Here is a 13,933-nt window from a genome sequence, read left to right as displayed (position 1 = left end):
GCCGTCGTTGGCCTTCATCGCATTCCTCCAGGTTGTCGTCCGCCCTACAAACTAGCGCTGATAGTTTTCGGGCACCAGGGGGTACCGGCGCCCTCGGGGGCGCCCGGCGGTATTCGGGACGGGCCGGGAGCGTGGCCGGTTCCCGGGCCGTCAGCGGCGGTTGTTGAGGCGGGCCGCCCGGCGGGTCAGATGGTCGCGCTCCGCGAGGTTCTGGGCCTGCCCGGCCGCTTGCGCGTACAGCCGGGCCGCCGTGCCGAGGTCCCCGTCGCGCTCGTGGAGGTAGGCCGCCACGGCGGTGTACCGGGGCAGGGAGTCGTCCAGGGCCGCGAGCGCGGCGAGACCCGCGCGCGGTCCGTCGGCCTCACCGACGGCGACGGCGCGGTTCAGCCGGACGACGGGGCTGTCGGTCAGCCGGACCAGCTCGTCGTACCACTCGACGATCTGCACCCAGTCGGTCTCCTCGGCGGTCGGCGCGTCGGCGTGCAGGGCGGCGACGGCGGCCTGGGCCTGGAACTCGCCCAGCCGGTCCCGGGCGAGGGCCGCCTGGAGGATCGCGACGCCCTCGGCGATCGCCGCCTTGTCCCACCGCCCCCGGTCCTGCTCGGCGAGCGGCACCAGGGCGCCGTCGGGCGCGGTGCGGGCGGCGCGCCGGGCGTGGTGGAGCAGCATGAGGGCGAGCAGGCCCGCCACCTCGGGGTGGTCGATGGCGGCCGCGAGCTGCCGGGTGAGCCGGATGGCCTCGGCGGCGAGGTCGACGTCGCCGGAGTAGCCCTCGTTGAAGACGAGGTAGAGGACGCGCAGCACGGTGGCGACGTCGCCGGGCCGGTCGAACCGCACCGTGGAGACGGTCCGCTTGGCGCGGCTGATCCGCTGGGCCATCGTCGCCTCGGGCACCAGGTAGGCGCGGGCGATCTGCCGGGTGGTGAGCCCGCCGACGGCGCGCAGCGTGAGCGCGACGGCCGACGACGGGGTCAGCGACGGGTGGGCGCACAGGAAGTACAGCTGGAGCGTGTCGTCCGCGCCGGGGGCGGGCCCGGGGGCCGGCTCCTCCTCGACGCGGCCCTCGCGGCGCCGGCGGGCGGTGTCCGCCCGCGCCGCGTCGAGGAACTTGCGCCAGGCCGTGGTGATCAGCCACCCCTTCGGCTCGCCCGGGGGGTTGTCGGGCCAGACGCGGACCGCCTCCACCAGCGCGTCCTGCACCGCGTCCTCGGCCGCCGCGAAGTCGGCTCCGCGGCGGACGAGGACGGTCAGGACGCTCGGTGTGAGGCTCCTCAGCAGGGCCTCGTCCATCGGTGACATCACTCCGTGATGGTGGGCGGGGCGGTCAGGAACGGGCGGACCTCCAGCCATTCGTGGATCGGCCTGCCGCCCGCGCCGGGGGCGGCCGACAGCTCGCCGGCCAGCTCGACGGCGCGCTCGTAGGTGTCGACGTCGATGATCATCCAGCCCGCGATGAGGTCCTTGGTCTCGGCGAACGGGCCGTCGGTGACCGGCGGGCGCCCTTCGCCGTCGTAACGCACCCAGGCTCCCTCGGGGGCGAGCGCCTGACCGTCGACGAACTCGCCGGTCTTCTCCAGGCGGTCCGCGAAGTCGCCCATGTACCGCATGTGCGCGGAGACCTCCTCGGGCGTCCATCGGTCCATGGGGATGTCGTTGACGGGGGCCGGGGCGCCTCGGTAGTGCTTCAACAGCAGGTACTTGGCCATGGTGTGCTCCTCGGTGCTCGTGCGCCCATTGTGGTCGCGTTCACCCCGGGGACGGAGCCGGACGCGGGTTCTCGACATCGCGGGCGAAGTTTTTTTCCGGGATCACGAAGCACCGCCCCGCCGGGCCACGAGGGAGCCGCCCCGCCGGGCCACGGAACACCACGCACTAAGCGCCGCCAAAGATGACATTCACGGTGAGGTCGGCCGGAGTTTGATTTCCGTTACGTGACATACGCATGACAAGGCGTCCGGGCTCTTGATCTACCCCGCGTGGAGCGGACACGCTGCTGCTCGCGTCGGGAGCGGCCCCGCACCGCTCCCTTCCGTGTGTGCGACCCCGCACACGCCCCCCACCGTCGCGACGCCCCCACCCGGGCGCCACCCATGAGGAGGACCCCCTCGTAATGGCTACGCTCCGCAGCAAGAAGACGGTGATCGCCGCGGCGATCTCGACCGCCGCCGTCGCCGTCCTCGGCACGGTCACCGCCCTGCCCGCCCAGGCCGCCCCCACCGCGGGCACCGTGATCGCGGCGGGCTCCCCCGACGCGGTCGACGGCAGCTACATCGTCACCCTCAAGAAGAGTTCGGGGCTGAAGGCCGCGACGCACCAGGGCAAGGGCCTCATAGCCGAGTACGGCGGCTCGGTGACGAAGACCTTCAGATCCGCCCTCAACGGCTACGCCGTGAAGCTGAGCGCGGGGCAGGCCAGGCGGCTGGCCGCCGACCCGGCGGTCGCCTCCGTCGAGCAGAACCGGCGGATCTCGGCCGACGCGACGCAGACCGGCGCCCCCTGGGGCCTGGACCGCATCGACCAGGCCAACCTGCCCCTGAACGGCGCCTACACCTACCCGGACACGGCCGGTTCCGGCGTCACCGCGTACGTGATCGACACCGGCGTACGCATCACGCACACGGAGATCAGCGGCCGCGCGGTCAACGGCTACGACGCCGTGGACGGCGACACCACCGCCCAGGACGGCAACGGTCACGGCACGCACGTCGCCACGACCATCGCGGGCAAGACGTACGGCGTCGCCAAGAAGGCGAAGATCGTCGCCGTGCGTGTGCTCGACGACAACGGCTCCGGCACCACCGCCGGCGTCATCGCGGGCATCGACTGGGTGACCGGCAACCACGCCGCGGGCGCCCCGGCCGTGGCCAACATGTCGCTCGGCGGCGGCGCCTCCACGTCGCTGGACAACGCGGTGAAGAACTCCATCGCCGACGGCGTCACCTACGCCGTCGCGGCGGGCAACGAGGGCGTCAACGCCTCCAGTTCCTCCCCGGCCCGGGTCCCGGCGGCCATCACGGTGGGCGCGACGGGCAGTAACGACGCCCGGGCGAGCTGGTCCAACTACGGCTCGGTCCTGGACGTCTTCGCGCCCGGCGTCTCCATCAAGGCGGGCTGGAACACCGGCGACACGGCGACCAACACCATCTCCGGTACGTCGATGGCCACGCCGCACGTCGCGGGCGCCGCGGCGGTCTACCTCGCGGGCCACACCTCGGCCACGCCGGCGCAGGTCTCCTCCGCCCTGGTGAACGGGGCCACGCCGAGTGTCGTGACCAGCCCCGGGTCCGGTTCCCCCAACCGGCTCCTCAAGATCGTCCAGTAATGCAGCGGCCCGTGGGGACGGTTGACCGTTCGTCCCCGCGGGTCGTGCGTGGTCGGCCGCGCCGTTCCCCGCGCCCCTTCGGGCACTTGCCTCAGGGGCGTGGGGAGCGTGCGGTCAACGTCGCCGCCAGGAGGAGCAGGCCTCCCAGCAGCACGAAAGGCGCCGCCACCCCCGCGATACCCGCGACCAGGCCCGCCGAGGCCGGTGCGGCCACCTGGCCCAGGCGGTTGCCGGTGAGACGCAGCGCCAGGGCCGTCGAGCGGGCGCCGTCCGGGGCCGCCCGGACGACGGTCGTCATGGAGAGCGGCTGGCCGACGCCGAGGCAGAAGCCGAGCGCGGCGAGCATCAGGGCGAGGCCCCACACCGGTACGGGCAGCGCCATGCCCGCGCAGAGCAGCCCGCCCAGCAGGCAGGTGCCGGTGAGCAGGACGGTCCTGCCGAGCAGGCGGATCATCGGGCTCATCACCAGGCGGCAGGCGATGGTCGACGCCGCCCGCAGACTCAGGAGCAGCCCGACGGTGGCGGGGGCGATGCCACGGTGCTCGCCGACCACCGGCAGGTAGGCGGTCAGGACGTCCGTCGCGGACAGCACGGCGAGGCTGACGAAGATGCCGGCGGGCACGCCACGGGCGCGCAGGATGGCCGACACCGGCACCCGCTCGGCGCGCTGCACGGAACGCACCGGCCGGACGTGCTCGATGCGCCACAGCGAGGTCAGGGAGACCGCGCCGACCGCCGCCGAGACGAGCAGGGCCAGCGCACTGGTGCGGCCCATGTCCGCGCCGATCAGGGCGCCCGCCGCGATCGGCCCGATCAGCTGGCCGAGCGAGGCGCCGATGGTGAAGTGCCCGAAGTTGCGGTCCTGTTCATCGGGCGCCGACTGCCGGGCGACGATCGACTGGGCGCCGATCACGAAGCAGAGGTGGCCGAGCCCCAGCACGCCGCTCCACGCGGCCATCGCGGCGAGCGATCCCGCCGTGCCGCTGAGCGCGCAGCCGCCGGAGATCAGGACGACGCCGAGGGGCAGCAGCGGCGCGCACCGCCCGTGGTCGGTCCGGCGCCCGAGGGGTACGGCGGCGAAGAGCGGGAGCAGCGCGTAGACGCCCGCGACGACGCCGACGGCCCGCTCGTCGGCGCCCAGCGAGAGCGCCCGGTAGGAGACGGCGGGCCGCGCCATCGACACCGCCCCCTGGGCGAAGCCGAAGGCGATGACGAGACGGAGCAGCCACCCCCTGCCACCGGGCCCGGGTGACGCGTGGGGCATCAGATGATGCCGAAGAGGATTCCGGCGCCAAGCACCACGAGCGAGGTGAGCACGGCCCACTTGACGGTGAACCGCGTGTGGTCGCCGAACTCGACCTTGGCCATCCCGACGAGCACGTACACGGCGGGCACCAGCGGGCTCGACATGTGCAGTGCCTGGCCGACGATGGAGGCGCGGGCGATCTCCAGGGTGGAGACGCCGTGGGCCTGCCCGGCCTCGGCGAGGACCGGCAGGACGCCGAAGTAGAAGCCGTCGTTGGACATGAAGTAGGTCAGCGGGATCGACAGCAGGCCGGTCACCAGGCCCATGTGCGGGCCCATGCCCTCGGGGACGGCGTCGACGAGCCAGTCGGCCATGTGGTCGACCATGCCGGTGCCGGTGAGGACGCCGGTGAAGACGGCGGCGGCGAAGACCATGCCGGTGACGTTGAGGACGTTCTCCGCGTGGGCGGCGATCCGGGCCTTCTGGTCGGGCATGTGCGGGAAGTTGACCGTGAGGGCGAGCGCGGCGCCGAGCAGGAAGAGCACCGGGATCGGCAGCCACTCCATGATCATGGCGGTGAGCAGCAGGACGGTCAGGCCCGCGTTGAACCAGTAGAGCCGGGGGCGCAGGGTGGGACGGTTCGGGTCGAGCCCCTGGAGACCGTCGTCCTCGGAGACCGCGGTGTCTTTGGAGTCCTCGGAGGCCTTGGACACCTTGGAGTCCCCCGAGGCCTTGGAGTGCCCGGGGTCCTCCGCAGACGTGGTCACTGTGTCCGCGCCGGTGCCGGTGCCGCCGGCGGACTTCTCGGTGAGCGGCGTCCGCTCGTCACCGCCGCCCGCGCCCACCAGGACCGTCTCGCCGGTCGGCTCCTTCTCCAGCACCTCGTCCAGCGAGAGCACGCCGAGCCGCCCCCGCTCGCGCAGCCCCAGTGCGTACGACAGGACGAAGACGGCGACCAGGCCCACGGCGAGGGCCGGGATCATGGGGACGAAGATGTCGCCCGCGTCGACCTTCAGGGCGGTCGCGGCGCGGGCCGTCGGGCCGCCCCAGGGCAGGGTGTTCATGACGCCGTTGGCGGTGGCGGCGACACCGGTCATCACGACCAGGCTCATCTTGAGCCGCTTGTACAGCGGGTACATCGCCGAGACCGTGATCATGAACGTGGTCGAGCCGTCGCCGTCCAGCGAGACGATCGCGGCGAGGACGGCGGTGCCGACCACGATGCGCAGCGGGTCCGCCTTGCAGAAGCGCAGGATGCCCCGGACGACCGGGTCGAACAGGCCGACGTCGATCATGACGCCGAAGTACACGATGGCGAACATGAGCATGGCCGCCGTGGGCGCCAGATTGCCGACGCCGTCGAGGACGTAGTCCCCGAGCCGGGCTCCCTTGCCCACGAACACGCAGAACAGCGCGGGGATCAGCACCAGCGCCGCGATCGGCGACATCTTCTTCATCATGATCAGCACCAGGAAGGTGGCGATCATGACGAATCCGAGGATTGTCAGCATGGGGGGCTACCTCACGTTCACCATCGAACTCCCACCAGGTCTGGCGGTCCGGATGACGTTAGGACCCGCTCTCCCGCGTTAACAAGATGTTGACGCGCGAGCAATAAGCGCAAAACTCCAGGTCAACGACGTACGGCCGGAGCGGGCCGCCGGGGCGCTCACTCGAGTGAGCGCGCGAAGTACGCGTGCAGCAGCGTCCGCGCCTCCTCGACCAGGTCCGGATCGCCCGAGGGCCGCCCGCGAAAGGCCAGCTGCAGCACCGCGTCGACCGCCTCCACGCCAACGAGCACGGTCCTGCGCAGCCGGTCGTCCAGCGGGCGGGCGAGGTGGTCGGCGAGCAGGTCCGCCACCCGGTCGGCGACCCGGTCGTTCGCGTCCGGCATGGCGTCGGGCGCGCTCGGCACGCCGAAGTCGACGAGGCCGAACCCGGGGACGGTGCGCTTCATCGCCACGTACTCCTCGAAGGCGGCGTCGAGCGCGCCGCGCCAGTCGCCCCGCTCCAGGCCGCTCACCCGCGCGGCCACGCGCTCCGCGTACGCGTCGAGATTGCGGTGGGCCAGGGCGTCCGTCAGGGCCCGTTTGTTGCCGAAGAAGCGGTAGACGGAGCCGATGGGCACGCCCGCGCGATGGGCGACGGCGCGGGTGGTCAGGGCCTCGTAGCCGACCTCGTCCAGGACGTCGGCGCAGGCGTCGAGGATCCGGGTCAGCCGCTCGGCGCTGCGCTCCTGCACGGGCAGGCGGCGCAGGGAGGCCGGGGGCCGGGGTTCCTTCTGCGGGTTCCGGTGGGACATTCGGGGAGCGTAGAGCAGCGGGCTCCCTCTTGCGGAAGGAAAACTCCAATCCTACGGTGTCCCATAGGAATCATGGACGAGGAGCGATGGCGATGACGAGCGGGGACCACGTGGGCGACACGAGCGGGGCGGGCGGGGCGAGCCGCGCGGGCGCGCGGGACGCGCAGGACGCGCGCACGACGGCCGAGGGGCTGGACTACCTCCACGGCTTCGGCAACGAACACGGCTCCGAGGCGGTGCCCGGAGCGCTGCCGCACGGCCGCAACTCACCGCAGCGCGCCCCCCTCGGCCTCTACGCCGAGCAGCTCAGCGGCTCGGCCTTCACCGAGCCCCGCGCGCACAACCGCCGCTCGTGGCTGTACCGCGTCCGCCCCTCGGCCGCGCACCCGCGCTTCACGCGCGTCGACAACGGCGCCCTGCGCTCCGCGCCCTTCACCGAGTCGGTGCCCGACCCGAACCGGCTGCGCTGGAACCCCCTCCCCGAGCCCGCCCCCGGCACGGACTTCCTGGCCGGCCTGTGGACCCTCGGCGGCAACGGCGACGCCACGCAGCGCACCGGCATGGGCATCCACCTCTACCACGCCAACTCCTCGATGTCGGCCGGGGCCGGGGGAAGGGTGTTCAGTGACGCGGACGGCGAGCTGCTGATCGTGCCCGAGCGCGGCGGCCTGCTGCTGCGCACCGAGTTCGGCCTGCTGCGCGCCGAGCCGGGCGAGGTCGCGCTGATCCCGCGCGGCGTCCGGTTCCGCGTGGACCTGCTGGCGGAGAGCGCGCGCGGGTACGTCTGCGAGAACTACGGCGCCCCCTTCCAGCTGCCCGACCTCGGCCCGATCGGCGCCAACGGCCTGGCGAACGCACGGGACTTCAGGGCGCCCGTCGCGGCCTACGAGGACGTCGAGGGCCCGGTGGAGGTGGTGAACAAGTTCTGCGGCAACCTCTGGCGCGCGACCTACGACCACTCCCCGCTCGACGTCGTCGCCTGGCACGGCAACCACGTCCCGTACGTCTACGACCTGCACCGCTTCAACGTCATCGGCTCCATCAGCTACGACCACCCGGACCCGTCGATCTTCACGGTGCTGACCTCGCCGTCCGACACCCCGGGCCTCGCGGGCGTCGACTTCGTGGTGTTCGCGCCGCGCTGGCTGGTGGGCGAGGACACCTTCCGCCCGCCGTACTTCCACCGGAACGTGATGAGCGAGTACATGGGACTGATCGAGGGCGCCTACGACGCGAAGGCCGAGGGCTTCGTGCCGGGCGGCGGCTCGCTGCACAACATGATGTCCGCGCACGGCCCCGACCGCGAGACGTTCGACAAGGCGTCGGCCGCCGAGCTGCGGCCGCAGAAGATCGACGACGGCCTGGCCTTCATGTTCGAGACGCGGTGGCCGGTGACGGCGACCGAGCAGGCGGCCACGGCGTCCCACCTGCAGCGCGGCTACGACGACGTGTGGCAGGGTCTGGAGCGCCACTTCCGCAGCTGAGCCCTCCGCACCCGGGCAGCGCGACTGATTCGGAGAGACCGTGACCGCATTCGCCCCGGACTCGATCGTCCTGAATCGGAAGCTGCCGCTCTGGTACCAGGTGTCGCAGTCCCTGCGCGCCTCGATACTGGGCCGCGCGCCCGACGCCCCGCTCCGGCTGCCCACCGAGGAGCAGCTGGCGGGGCACTACGGCGTGAGCGTGCTCACCATGCGGCAGGCGCTCAAGGAGCTGGAGGACGAGGGGCTGATCACCCGCCACCGGCGGCGCGGCACCTTCATCGAGCCGAGCGCCCGCCGCGGCGCCCCGGTGCGCCTGCTCGGCTCGGTCGACGCGATCGTGGCCCAGCAGTCCGGCATGACCACCGAACTGCTGGGGCACGGGCCGGCGCCCCTGCCCGCCGAACTCGCCCCGCACTTCCCCGACTCGGCCGAGGTCGCGACGTACCACCGGCTGCGCAGCGACGAGAAGACGGGCGAGCCGACCAACCACGCCCGCAACTACGTCCGCCCCGAACTGGCCGCCCGCATCGACCTGGCGGACCTGGCGCGCTGGCCGATGACCAAGGTCCTGCGCGACGTGGTGGGCGTGCGCATCAGCCGCATCACGGACACCGTCGAGGCCACCCTCGCCGACCCGGAGACCGCCCGCCTCCTCCAAGTGCCGCTGCTCAGCCCGATACTGCACTACACCGGCGTCACCTATGACGAGGCCGGCCGGGTCCTCGACGTGGCCCGCATCCACTACCGCGGGGACCGCTTCTCCTTCTCCGTCACGCTCGAAGCGACGTGAGGCGGGGCGCCGGCACGGTGCCGTCCGCCGCCCGGACCGTCGTACGATGCCGGGCGTGACGCACGACGAAGCGCCGCTGCTCGCCGACCTCATGCCGTGGTCCGTCGCACCGCTCCGGCCGGGCCGGGGCTGGCCGATGGGGCCCGACGCCGCCTGTCTGAAGGCCCGTTGGGCCGCGCTCCTGCGCGCCGACGGGGCGGAGCGCGAGGCGCTGTTTCGTCCGACCCGCTCCCGCACCCCGGACAGCGCGGTCGCCCAGCTCCCCGGCCACCCCGGCGGGACGGGCCGGCTGGCCCGAGAGCAGGGTCCCTGCCCCGAGCCCGTGCGCGTCCGCCACGGCGCGTTCGACGAGCAGTGGCTGATCCCGGACCACCGGCTCATCGACGTCGCCCGCCCCGAGCTGTGGCGGGTCGCCGGCCGCGGGCAGCTGTTCGCCGTCGAGCAGGGGTACGTGCCCGGCAGCGGCTCGGGGCCCGCGGTCGTCGCGTCGGCCGCGCTGCCGGACGGGTACGCGCCCGCCGGGCGGCCCGGCCGCATCCGGCCGCTGTTCCGCCGCCCCGGGGGCCTGGAGCCCAATGTGGCGCCCGGACTGCTCGGGCATCTGTCCGGGGTGCTCGGCCAGGAGGTGACGGCGCGGTCGCTGCTCGCCTGGGTGCTCGCGCTGGGGTCCGGCTCGGCGGCGGGCTGCCGGGTTCCGCTCACGGCCGACGCCGCCCTGTGGGCGAGCGGCGTACGGCTCGGGGAGCGGCTGCTCCGGCTCCAGCTGCGCGGTGAGGGCCCGCGCCCGAAACTCCCCGGCGGGCGCAGGCCCTACGTCCGTGCGCCGCTGCCCGCCCGGCCGCATGACCTGGCGTACGACGCCGAGGAGCAGGTCCTTCGGGTCGGTGGGACGGGCGTCATCTCGCCCGTGCCGCGAGCGGCGTGGGAGTTCGAGGTGAGCGGGGTCCGGGTGCTGGAGCGGTGGTTCGAGGAGCGCGCGGACGCTGCGGAGGCGGAGCCGGGGACCCTGGAGTCGATCCGCCCCCGGGCGTGGCCGCAGGCCTGGACGTCCGAACTGCTGGAACTGGTCACGGTCCTGGCGCTGACGGCCGAACTGGCGCCGGAGCGCGCCCAGTTGGCGGCGGCCGTGGGTCGCGGGATCACCGCGGGCGAGCTGGGCGGCGCGGGCCTGCTGCCGGTGCCCGACCGGGCGCGGCGGCCGGCGTCCGTCCTCGATCACCTCGAAGAGGGACCCGAGGGGCAGTTCGCGCTGCTGTAGACCCGCTGGGCGGTCCGGGCCGTGCGGGGTGGGTGGTGCGCACGGCCGTCGCGCCGTCGGCAGGTGCGCGCACGACGTGCGGCGTCACCGGGGTGGTGTGACGGGTGAGAGGGGAGGGGCGAGCGAGGGGATGGGAAAGATCCGCCGCGGAGCGGCGGCTCAGTCCCGGGGCCGCCTGTGGTCAGCGGCCGCCGAAAAGCGATCGCCGCAGCCTGCGCAGAGGCGCGAAGAGCGAGACACGCCTCACTCGGGCTCCCCTGCTGCTGCGGGCGTGCGCGGTGTCACGTGAGGTCAGCTCACGCATCAGCAGCGTCGCCTCGTGCGACTCCCGCTGCGGGACGGCTGGGCCGCCCAGCACCGAGAGATGGCGGTCGAGGCGCGAGCTGCTCGCGCTGCTCCCACAAGTGATCGCAGGGACACGCGCCCTGCTGCGCACCGTTATCTGTTCCATGTCACTCCCCACCCGTACGAGGGCACCCGGCCCAGGGCAGGTTAACCCTATCGCCCCGGCGGGACACACGTGTATCCCGGCCACAGGATTCACCTGCCCCGCAAGGGGGTTGACGACCCCGCTCCGAATACGACTGATTCCAGGGCGACTTGGACATTCAGCCCCGGCGGACGGTGCCGTACGGGCCCCGGCGGCCCTCGCGTGGGGTATCTCACGTGCCAGCATCCGCGATCCCGCTTCGCGCGGGCGGCGGGCTCCCGGTTCGCACGGAGAGTTGCTACTTTTGTGGAGAATCGCACCACTGCGAAGGGGGACACCCGTGAGCCCGTCAGAGCGTGTGATCGCCGGGCGGTACCGCCTGCTCGCGCCGCTGGGCGAGGGCGGCATGGGCACGGTGTGGCGGGCCAGGGACGACGTGCTCGGGCGTGAGGTGGCCGTCAAGGAGGTGCGCGCGCCCGCCGGCCTCCCGGCCGCCGAGGTCGACCGGCTGTACGCGCGCCTGGAGCGGGAGGCCTGGGCCGCCGCCCGCATCCCGCACCGCAACGTCGTCACCGTCCACGACGTGGCGATGGAGGAAGGGCGGCCCTGGATCGTCATGGAGCTGGTGCGCGGGCTCTCGCTCTCCGACGTCCTGGAGGCGGAGGGCGCCCTGCCCCCGCGCCGCGTCGCCCGCGTCGGCGCCGAGGTGCTCGCGGCCCTGCGCGCCGCCCACGACGCCGGGGTCCTGCACCGCGACGTGAAGCCCGGCAACGTACTGATGGCCAATGACGGCCGGGTGGTCCTCACGGACTTCGGCATTGCCATGGGCGAGGGCGGCTCCGCGCCGACGGTGAGCGGTGAGGTCGTCGGGTCGCCCGAATTCCTGGCGCCGGAGCGGGCGTTGGGCCACCGGCCGGGTCCGGCGTCCGATCTGTGGTCGCTCGGCGTGACGCTCTACGCGGCCGTGGAGGGGACCTCGCCGTTCCGTCAGGAGACGCCGCTGAGCACGCTGCGCGCGGTGGTGGACGAGGAGCCGCCGCCCGCCGTGCCGGGCCGCTCACCTCGGTCGTCGAGGGGCTGCTGCGCAAGGACCCGGACGAGCGGATGTCCGCCGCCGACGCCGAGCGCGATCTGCGGCTCATCGTCTCGGGCGGCAGGCCGCTCGCCGGGGCCCCGCTCCCCTCTGCGCCGCCCGCCACCGCCGAGCACCCTCCGCCGGAGCCCACGGCGCGGCAGGCCGCGGCCGTCCGTGAGACGGCGCCGACGAGCGTGCCGGACCGGCGCCGAGGCGCCGTGCCGGTCCTCGTCGCGGTCCTGATCGCCCTGGCGCTGGCCCTCGGCGGGTTGACGTACGCCCTGGTCACCCGCGACGACGGGGGCGGCGGCGACAACGGCGGCTCGGTGAGCGGTGACGTGCGCGCAGGAGACCCCGACGGGCGGGGTCTCCTCAACGCCGGACGCGTTCGTCCGGCCCGCGGTGATCAGGCTGCGGTGATCAGGCCGCCGAGGTGAACACGGGGAGGTAGCCACCGGACTGTCCGGCGGCCGTGGGGTGGTAGGACTCGCCGATGTTGAGCCAGTTCACGCTGTGCAGCCATGCGCTGCCCGAGCAGATCTCGTGCCCGGTGAAGGCGCCGGTGACCCCGGCGAAGGTGAAGCCGTGGTCGGCGGCCCGCTTCTCGGTGGCCGCGTTGAGGTAGTCGGAGGCGTCGTTGATGGCGGCCCGCTCACGCTCGGAGAGGCCGGTCACGCAGGTGCCGTTCAGCTTGTAGAAGCGGGGGTAGCCGAGCACCACCACATGGGCGGCGGGGGCCTTGGCCTCGATCGCGGAGTACACCTTGTCGAGGTTGCCGGGGAGCGTCGAGTCCACGTACGAGCGGGCCTGGGCGATGCGGTTCAGGCAGGTGGCCTCGGACTGGAGTACGCAGGTCGTCATCACGTCCGAGAAGCCCGCGTCGTTGCCGCCGACGGAGAGGGACACGAGGCCGGTGCCGGCGCCGAGCGGGCCGAGCTGGTTCGCCAGAACATCACCCGTACGAGCGCCCGAACACGCCGTGAAATGGAAGCTGGAGGGTGAGTGGGCGGCCGCCCAGAGAGCGGGGTAGGCGCGCGTGCTGCGCTTGCAGTCGCCGCTCGCGCTGTCGTAGCTGCCGGCCCCGACCCCCGAGGAGTAGGAGTCGCCGAGCGCCACATAGCCGGTGGCCGCCGCATTCTGGTCCGCGTGGGCCGTCGTGGCCCCCGCGAGGGCGAAGGCGGCGGAGAGGAGGAGCGAGGACATGTATGCCGTGAAGCGGGACAATCTCATGGAACCTCCTTTAGCAGGGTTTCTGCCTCGACCGTGGTAGCACGCGGCCGCGCCCGACGATAGTGTTCATGTCAACGAATTCGTTCACAATTCCCCTTCCCGCTCCCGGAGTTCACTCCGGTCACACAGGTGTTTCAGCGAACATCTGCACGCATCCGCCGCGTCTTGACGGGCCGATCGGGACTGCGCCACATTGAAGCGCCGGAATTCGGCGCGTCGGGGGGCAAAGCAGTCCATGCAGACCATCAGGCTCAAGTCACCGCCATCGGGAACGGACCGGGACACCGGTCGGGGCGGCGGGACGGATCTGCTGCCGTTGGCAGCGGGCGCGGCCGTCGCCGTGGGAGGCGTCGGCGCGGCGCTCGCGCTCTTCGACCTGGACGTGCCGCTGCGCGGCCCCTGCACCTTCTTCTTCCTGATCGCCGCACCCGCGGCGGCGCTCGCCACGGCCCTGCGGGCACTCGAACCATGGGGCCGCGCGGTGGCCGCCGTGGCCGGCGCCCTCGCGGTCGACGTCCTGGTGGCCCAGGGCATGTTGGCGCTCCACGTGTGGTCGGTGCGCGGCGGTGTCGTCGCCGTCGCCGCCCTCAGCGCGCTCGCTCCGCTCCTGGCGGCGGCGCGGCACCTGCGCCGCCGCCCGGCGAGAAGGCGGACCACCTGAACATCGGGCGTACCGCGCTCCGATCAGAGCGCTGCGCACCACCGTGCTCTCCCGACCGGAATTCTTCGGAACGGTCGACACATTGCTCAAGCGGGTGGGCGGAATCCGATCGCCGAGCAAGAAATTGAGCAGTCC

Annotated in this window: 12 protein-coding genes and 1 pseudogene; 6 read left to right on the top strand and 7 right to left on the bottom strand. The window is 73.1% G+C overall.

The window, feature by feature from the left end:
- Positions 1-150: 150 nt before the first annotated feature.
- On the bottom strand, positions 151-1,290 hold the full coding sequence (locus tag ACZ516_RS24450) for an RNA polymerase sigma factor (protein WP_469011666.1): 1,140 nt from the start codon (positions 1,288-1,290) through the stop codon (positions 151-153).
- Positions 1,291-1,298: 8 nt separating this feature from the next.
- Positions 1,299-1,706 (bottom strand): YciI family protein, encoded by a 408-nt coding sequence (locus ACZ516_RS24445; RefSeq protein ID WP_469011665.1) that lies wholly within the window; start codon positions 1,704-1,706, stop codon positions 1,299-1,301.
- Positions 1,707-2,110: 404 nt separating this feature from the next.
- Between ACZ516_RS24445 and ACZ516_RS24440 the strand changes: the two genes are divergently transcribed.
- The gene (locus ACZ516_RS24440; RefSeq protein ID WP_469011664.1) at positions 2,111-3,322 is read left to right on the top strand and encodes a S8 family peptidase; all 1,212 of its coding nucleotides are present in this window, start codon (positions 2,111-2,113) and stop codon (positions 3,320-3,322) included.
- A gap of 91 nt (positions 3,323-3,413) precedes the next feature.
- On the opposite strand, the gene ACZ516_RS24435 is transcribed toward ACZ516_RS24440, so the two are convergent.
- The 3 genes from ACZ516_RS24435 to ACZ516_RS24425 form a co-directional block, all read right to left on the bottom strand.
- Positions 3,414-4,586 (bottom strand): MFS transporter, encoded by a 1,173-nt coding sequence (locus ACZ516_RS24435; protein WP_469011663.1) that lies wholly within the window; start codon positions 4,584-4,586, stop codon positions 3,414-3,416.
- Entirely contained in the window at positions 4,586-6,079 is a 1,494-nt protein-coding gene (locus ACZ516_RS24430; RefSeq protein ID WP_469011662.1) for a CitMHS family transporter, read from the bottom strand. Before ACZ516_RS24430 ends, ACZ516_RS24435 begins: the two co-directional genes overlap by 1 nt.
- Before the next feature lie 158 nt (positions 6,080-6,237).
- Positions 6,238-6,870, bottom strand: coding sequence for a TetR/AcrR family transcriptional regulator (locus tag ACZ516_RS24425; RefSeq protein WP_469011661.1), 633 nt, complete (start codon positions 6,868-6,870; stop codon positions 6,238-6,240).
- A gap of 92 nt (positions 6,871-6,962) precedes the next feature.
- Between ACZ516_RS24425 and hmgA the strand changes: the two genes are divergently transcribed.
- Genes hmgA through ACZ516_RS24410 form a run of 3 tightly spaced genes read left to right on the top strand, consistent with a single transcriptional unit; the run spans position 6,963 to position 10,402 of the window.
- A complete protein-coding gene (hmgA, locus tag ACZ516_RS24420) occupies positions 6,963-8,354 on the top strand; it encodes a homogentisate 1,2-dioxygenase (RefSeq protein WP_361079081.1) in 1,392 nt (463 codons plus the stop codon).
- Positions 8,355-8,394: 40 nt separating this feature from the next.
- Entirely contained in the window at positions 8,395-9,144 is a 750-nt protein-coding gene (locus ACZ516_RS24415) for a GntR family transcriptional regulator (RefSeq protein ID WP_358590358.1), read from the top strand.
- Between the two features lie 46 nt (positions 9,145-9,190).
- A complete protein-coding gene (locus ACZ516_RS24410) occupies positions 9,191-10,402 on the top strand; it encodes a type ISP restriction/modification enzyme (RefSeq protein WP_469011660.1) in 1,212 nt (403 codons plus the stop codon).
- Between the two features lie 181 nt (positions 10,403-10,583).
- On the opposite strand, the gene ACZ516_RS24405 is transcribed toward ACZ516_RS24410, so the two are convergent.
- Positions 10,584-10,853 carry a hypothetical protein gene (locus tag ACZ516_RS24405; RefSeq protein WP_358590355.1) on the bottom strand — a complete coding sequence of 90 codons (270 nt, stop codon included), beginning with the start codon at positions 10,851-10,853 and terminating at the stop codon, positions 10,584-10,586.
- A 385-nt stretch (positions 10,854-11,238) separates the two neighbouring features.
- Here ACZ516_RS24405 and ACZ516_RS24400 point away from each other — a divergent pair.
- A pseudogene (locus ACZ516_RS24400) lies at positions 11,239-12,269 on the top strand (serine/threonine-protein kinase); the annotation flags it as partial.
- 58 nt (positions 12,270-12,327) lie between these two features.
- On the opposite strand, the gene ACZ516_RS24395 reads toward ACZ516_RS24400, so the two are convergent.
- The gene (locus tag ACZ516_RS24395; protein ID WP_358589211.1) at positions 12,328-13,137 is read right to left on the bottom strand and encodes an SGNH/GDSL hydrolase family protein; all 810 of its coding nucleotides are present in this window, start codon (positions 13,135-13,137) and stop codon (positions 12,328-12,330) included.
- A 235-nt stretch (positions 13,138-13,372) separates the two neighbouring features.
- Here ACZ516_RS24395 and ACZ516_RS24390 point away from each other — a divergent pair, with 235 nt between their 5' ends.
- A complete protein-coding gene (locus ACZ516_RS24390) occupies positions 13,373-13,798 on the top strand; it encodes a hypothetical protein (protein WP_469011659.1) in 426 nt (141 codons plus the stop codon).
- Positions 13,799-13,933: the final 135 nt, after the last annotated feature.

It is taken from the genome of Streptomyces sp. NPDC034037 (genome assembly GCF_055575715.1).
Note: the sequence above shows the minus strand (reverse complement) of the source record. Positions and strands in the feature narration are given on the sequence as shown.

Excerpts from the sequence above, each read along its gene's own strand:
- ACZ516_RS24450 (WP_469011666.1), bottom strand. The coding sequence starts at position 1,290 with ATGGACGAGGCCCTGCTGAGGAGCCTCACACCGAGCGTCCTGACCGTC.
- ACZ516_RS24445 (WP_469011665.1), bottom strand. The coding sequence starts at position 1,706 with ATGGCCAAGTACCTGCTGTTGAAGCACTACCGAGGCGCCCCGGCCCCC.
- ACZ516_RS24440 (WP_469011664.1), top strand. The coding sequence starts at position 2,111 with ATGGCTACGCTCCGCAGCAAGAAGACGGTGATCGCCGCGGCGATCTCG.
- ACZ516_RS24435 (WP_469011663.1), bottom strand. The coding sequence starts at position 4,586 with ATGCCCCACGCGTCACCCGGGCCCGGTGGCAGGGGGTGGCTGCTCCGT.
- ACZ516_RS24430 (WP_469011662.1), bottom strand. The coding sequence starts at position 6,079 with ATGCTGACAATCCTCGGATTCGTCATGATCGCCACCTTCCTGGTGCTG.
- ACZ516_RS24425 (WP_469011661.1), bottom strand. The coding sequence starts at position 6,870 with ATGTCCCACCGGAACCCGCAGAAGGAACCCCGGCCCCCGGCCTCCCTG.
- hmgA (WP_361079081.1), top strand. The coding sequence starts at position 6,963 with ATGACGAGCGGGGACCACGTGGGCGACACGAGCGGGGCGGGCGGGGCG.
- ACZ516_RS24410 (WP_469011660.1), top strand. The coding sequence starts at position 9,191 with ATGCCGGGCGTGACGCACGACGAAGCGCCGCTGCTCGCCGACCTCATG.
- ACZ516_RS24405 (WP_358590355.1), bottom strand. The coding sequence starts at position 10,853 with ATGGAACAGATAACGGTGCGCAGCAGGGCGCGTGTCCCTGCGATCACT.
- ACZ516_RS24395 (WP_358589211.1), bottom strand. The coding sequence starts at position 13,137 with ATGAGATTGTCCCGCTTCACGGCATACATGTCCTCGCTCCTCCTCTCC.
- ACZ516_RS24390 (WP_469011659.1), top strand. The coding sequence starts at position 13,373 with ATGCAGACCATCAGGCTCAAGTCACCGCCATCGGGAACGGACCGGGAC.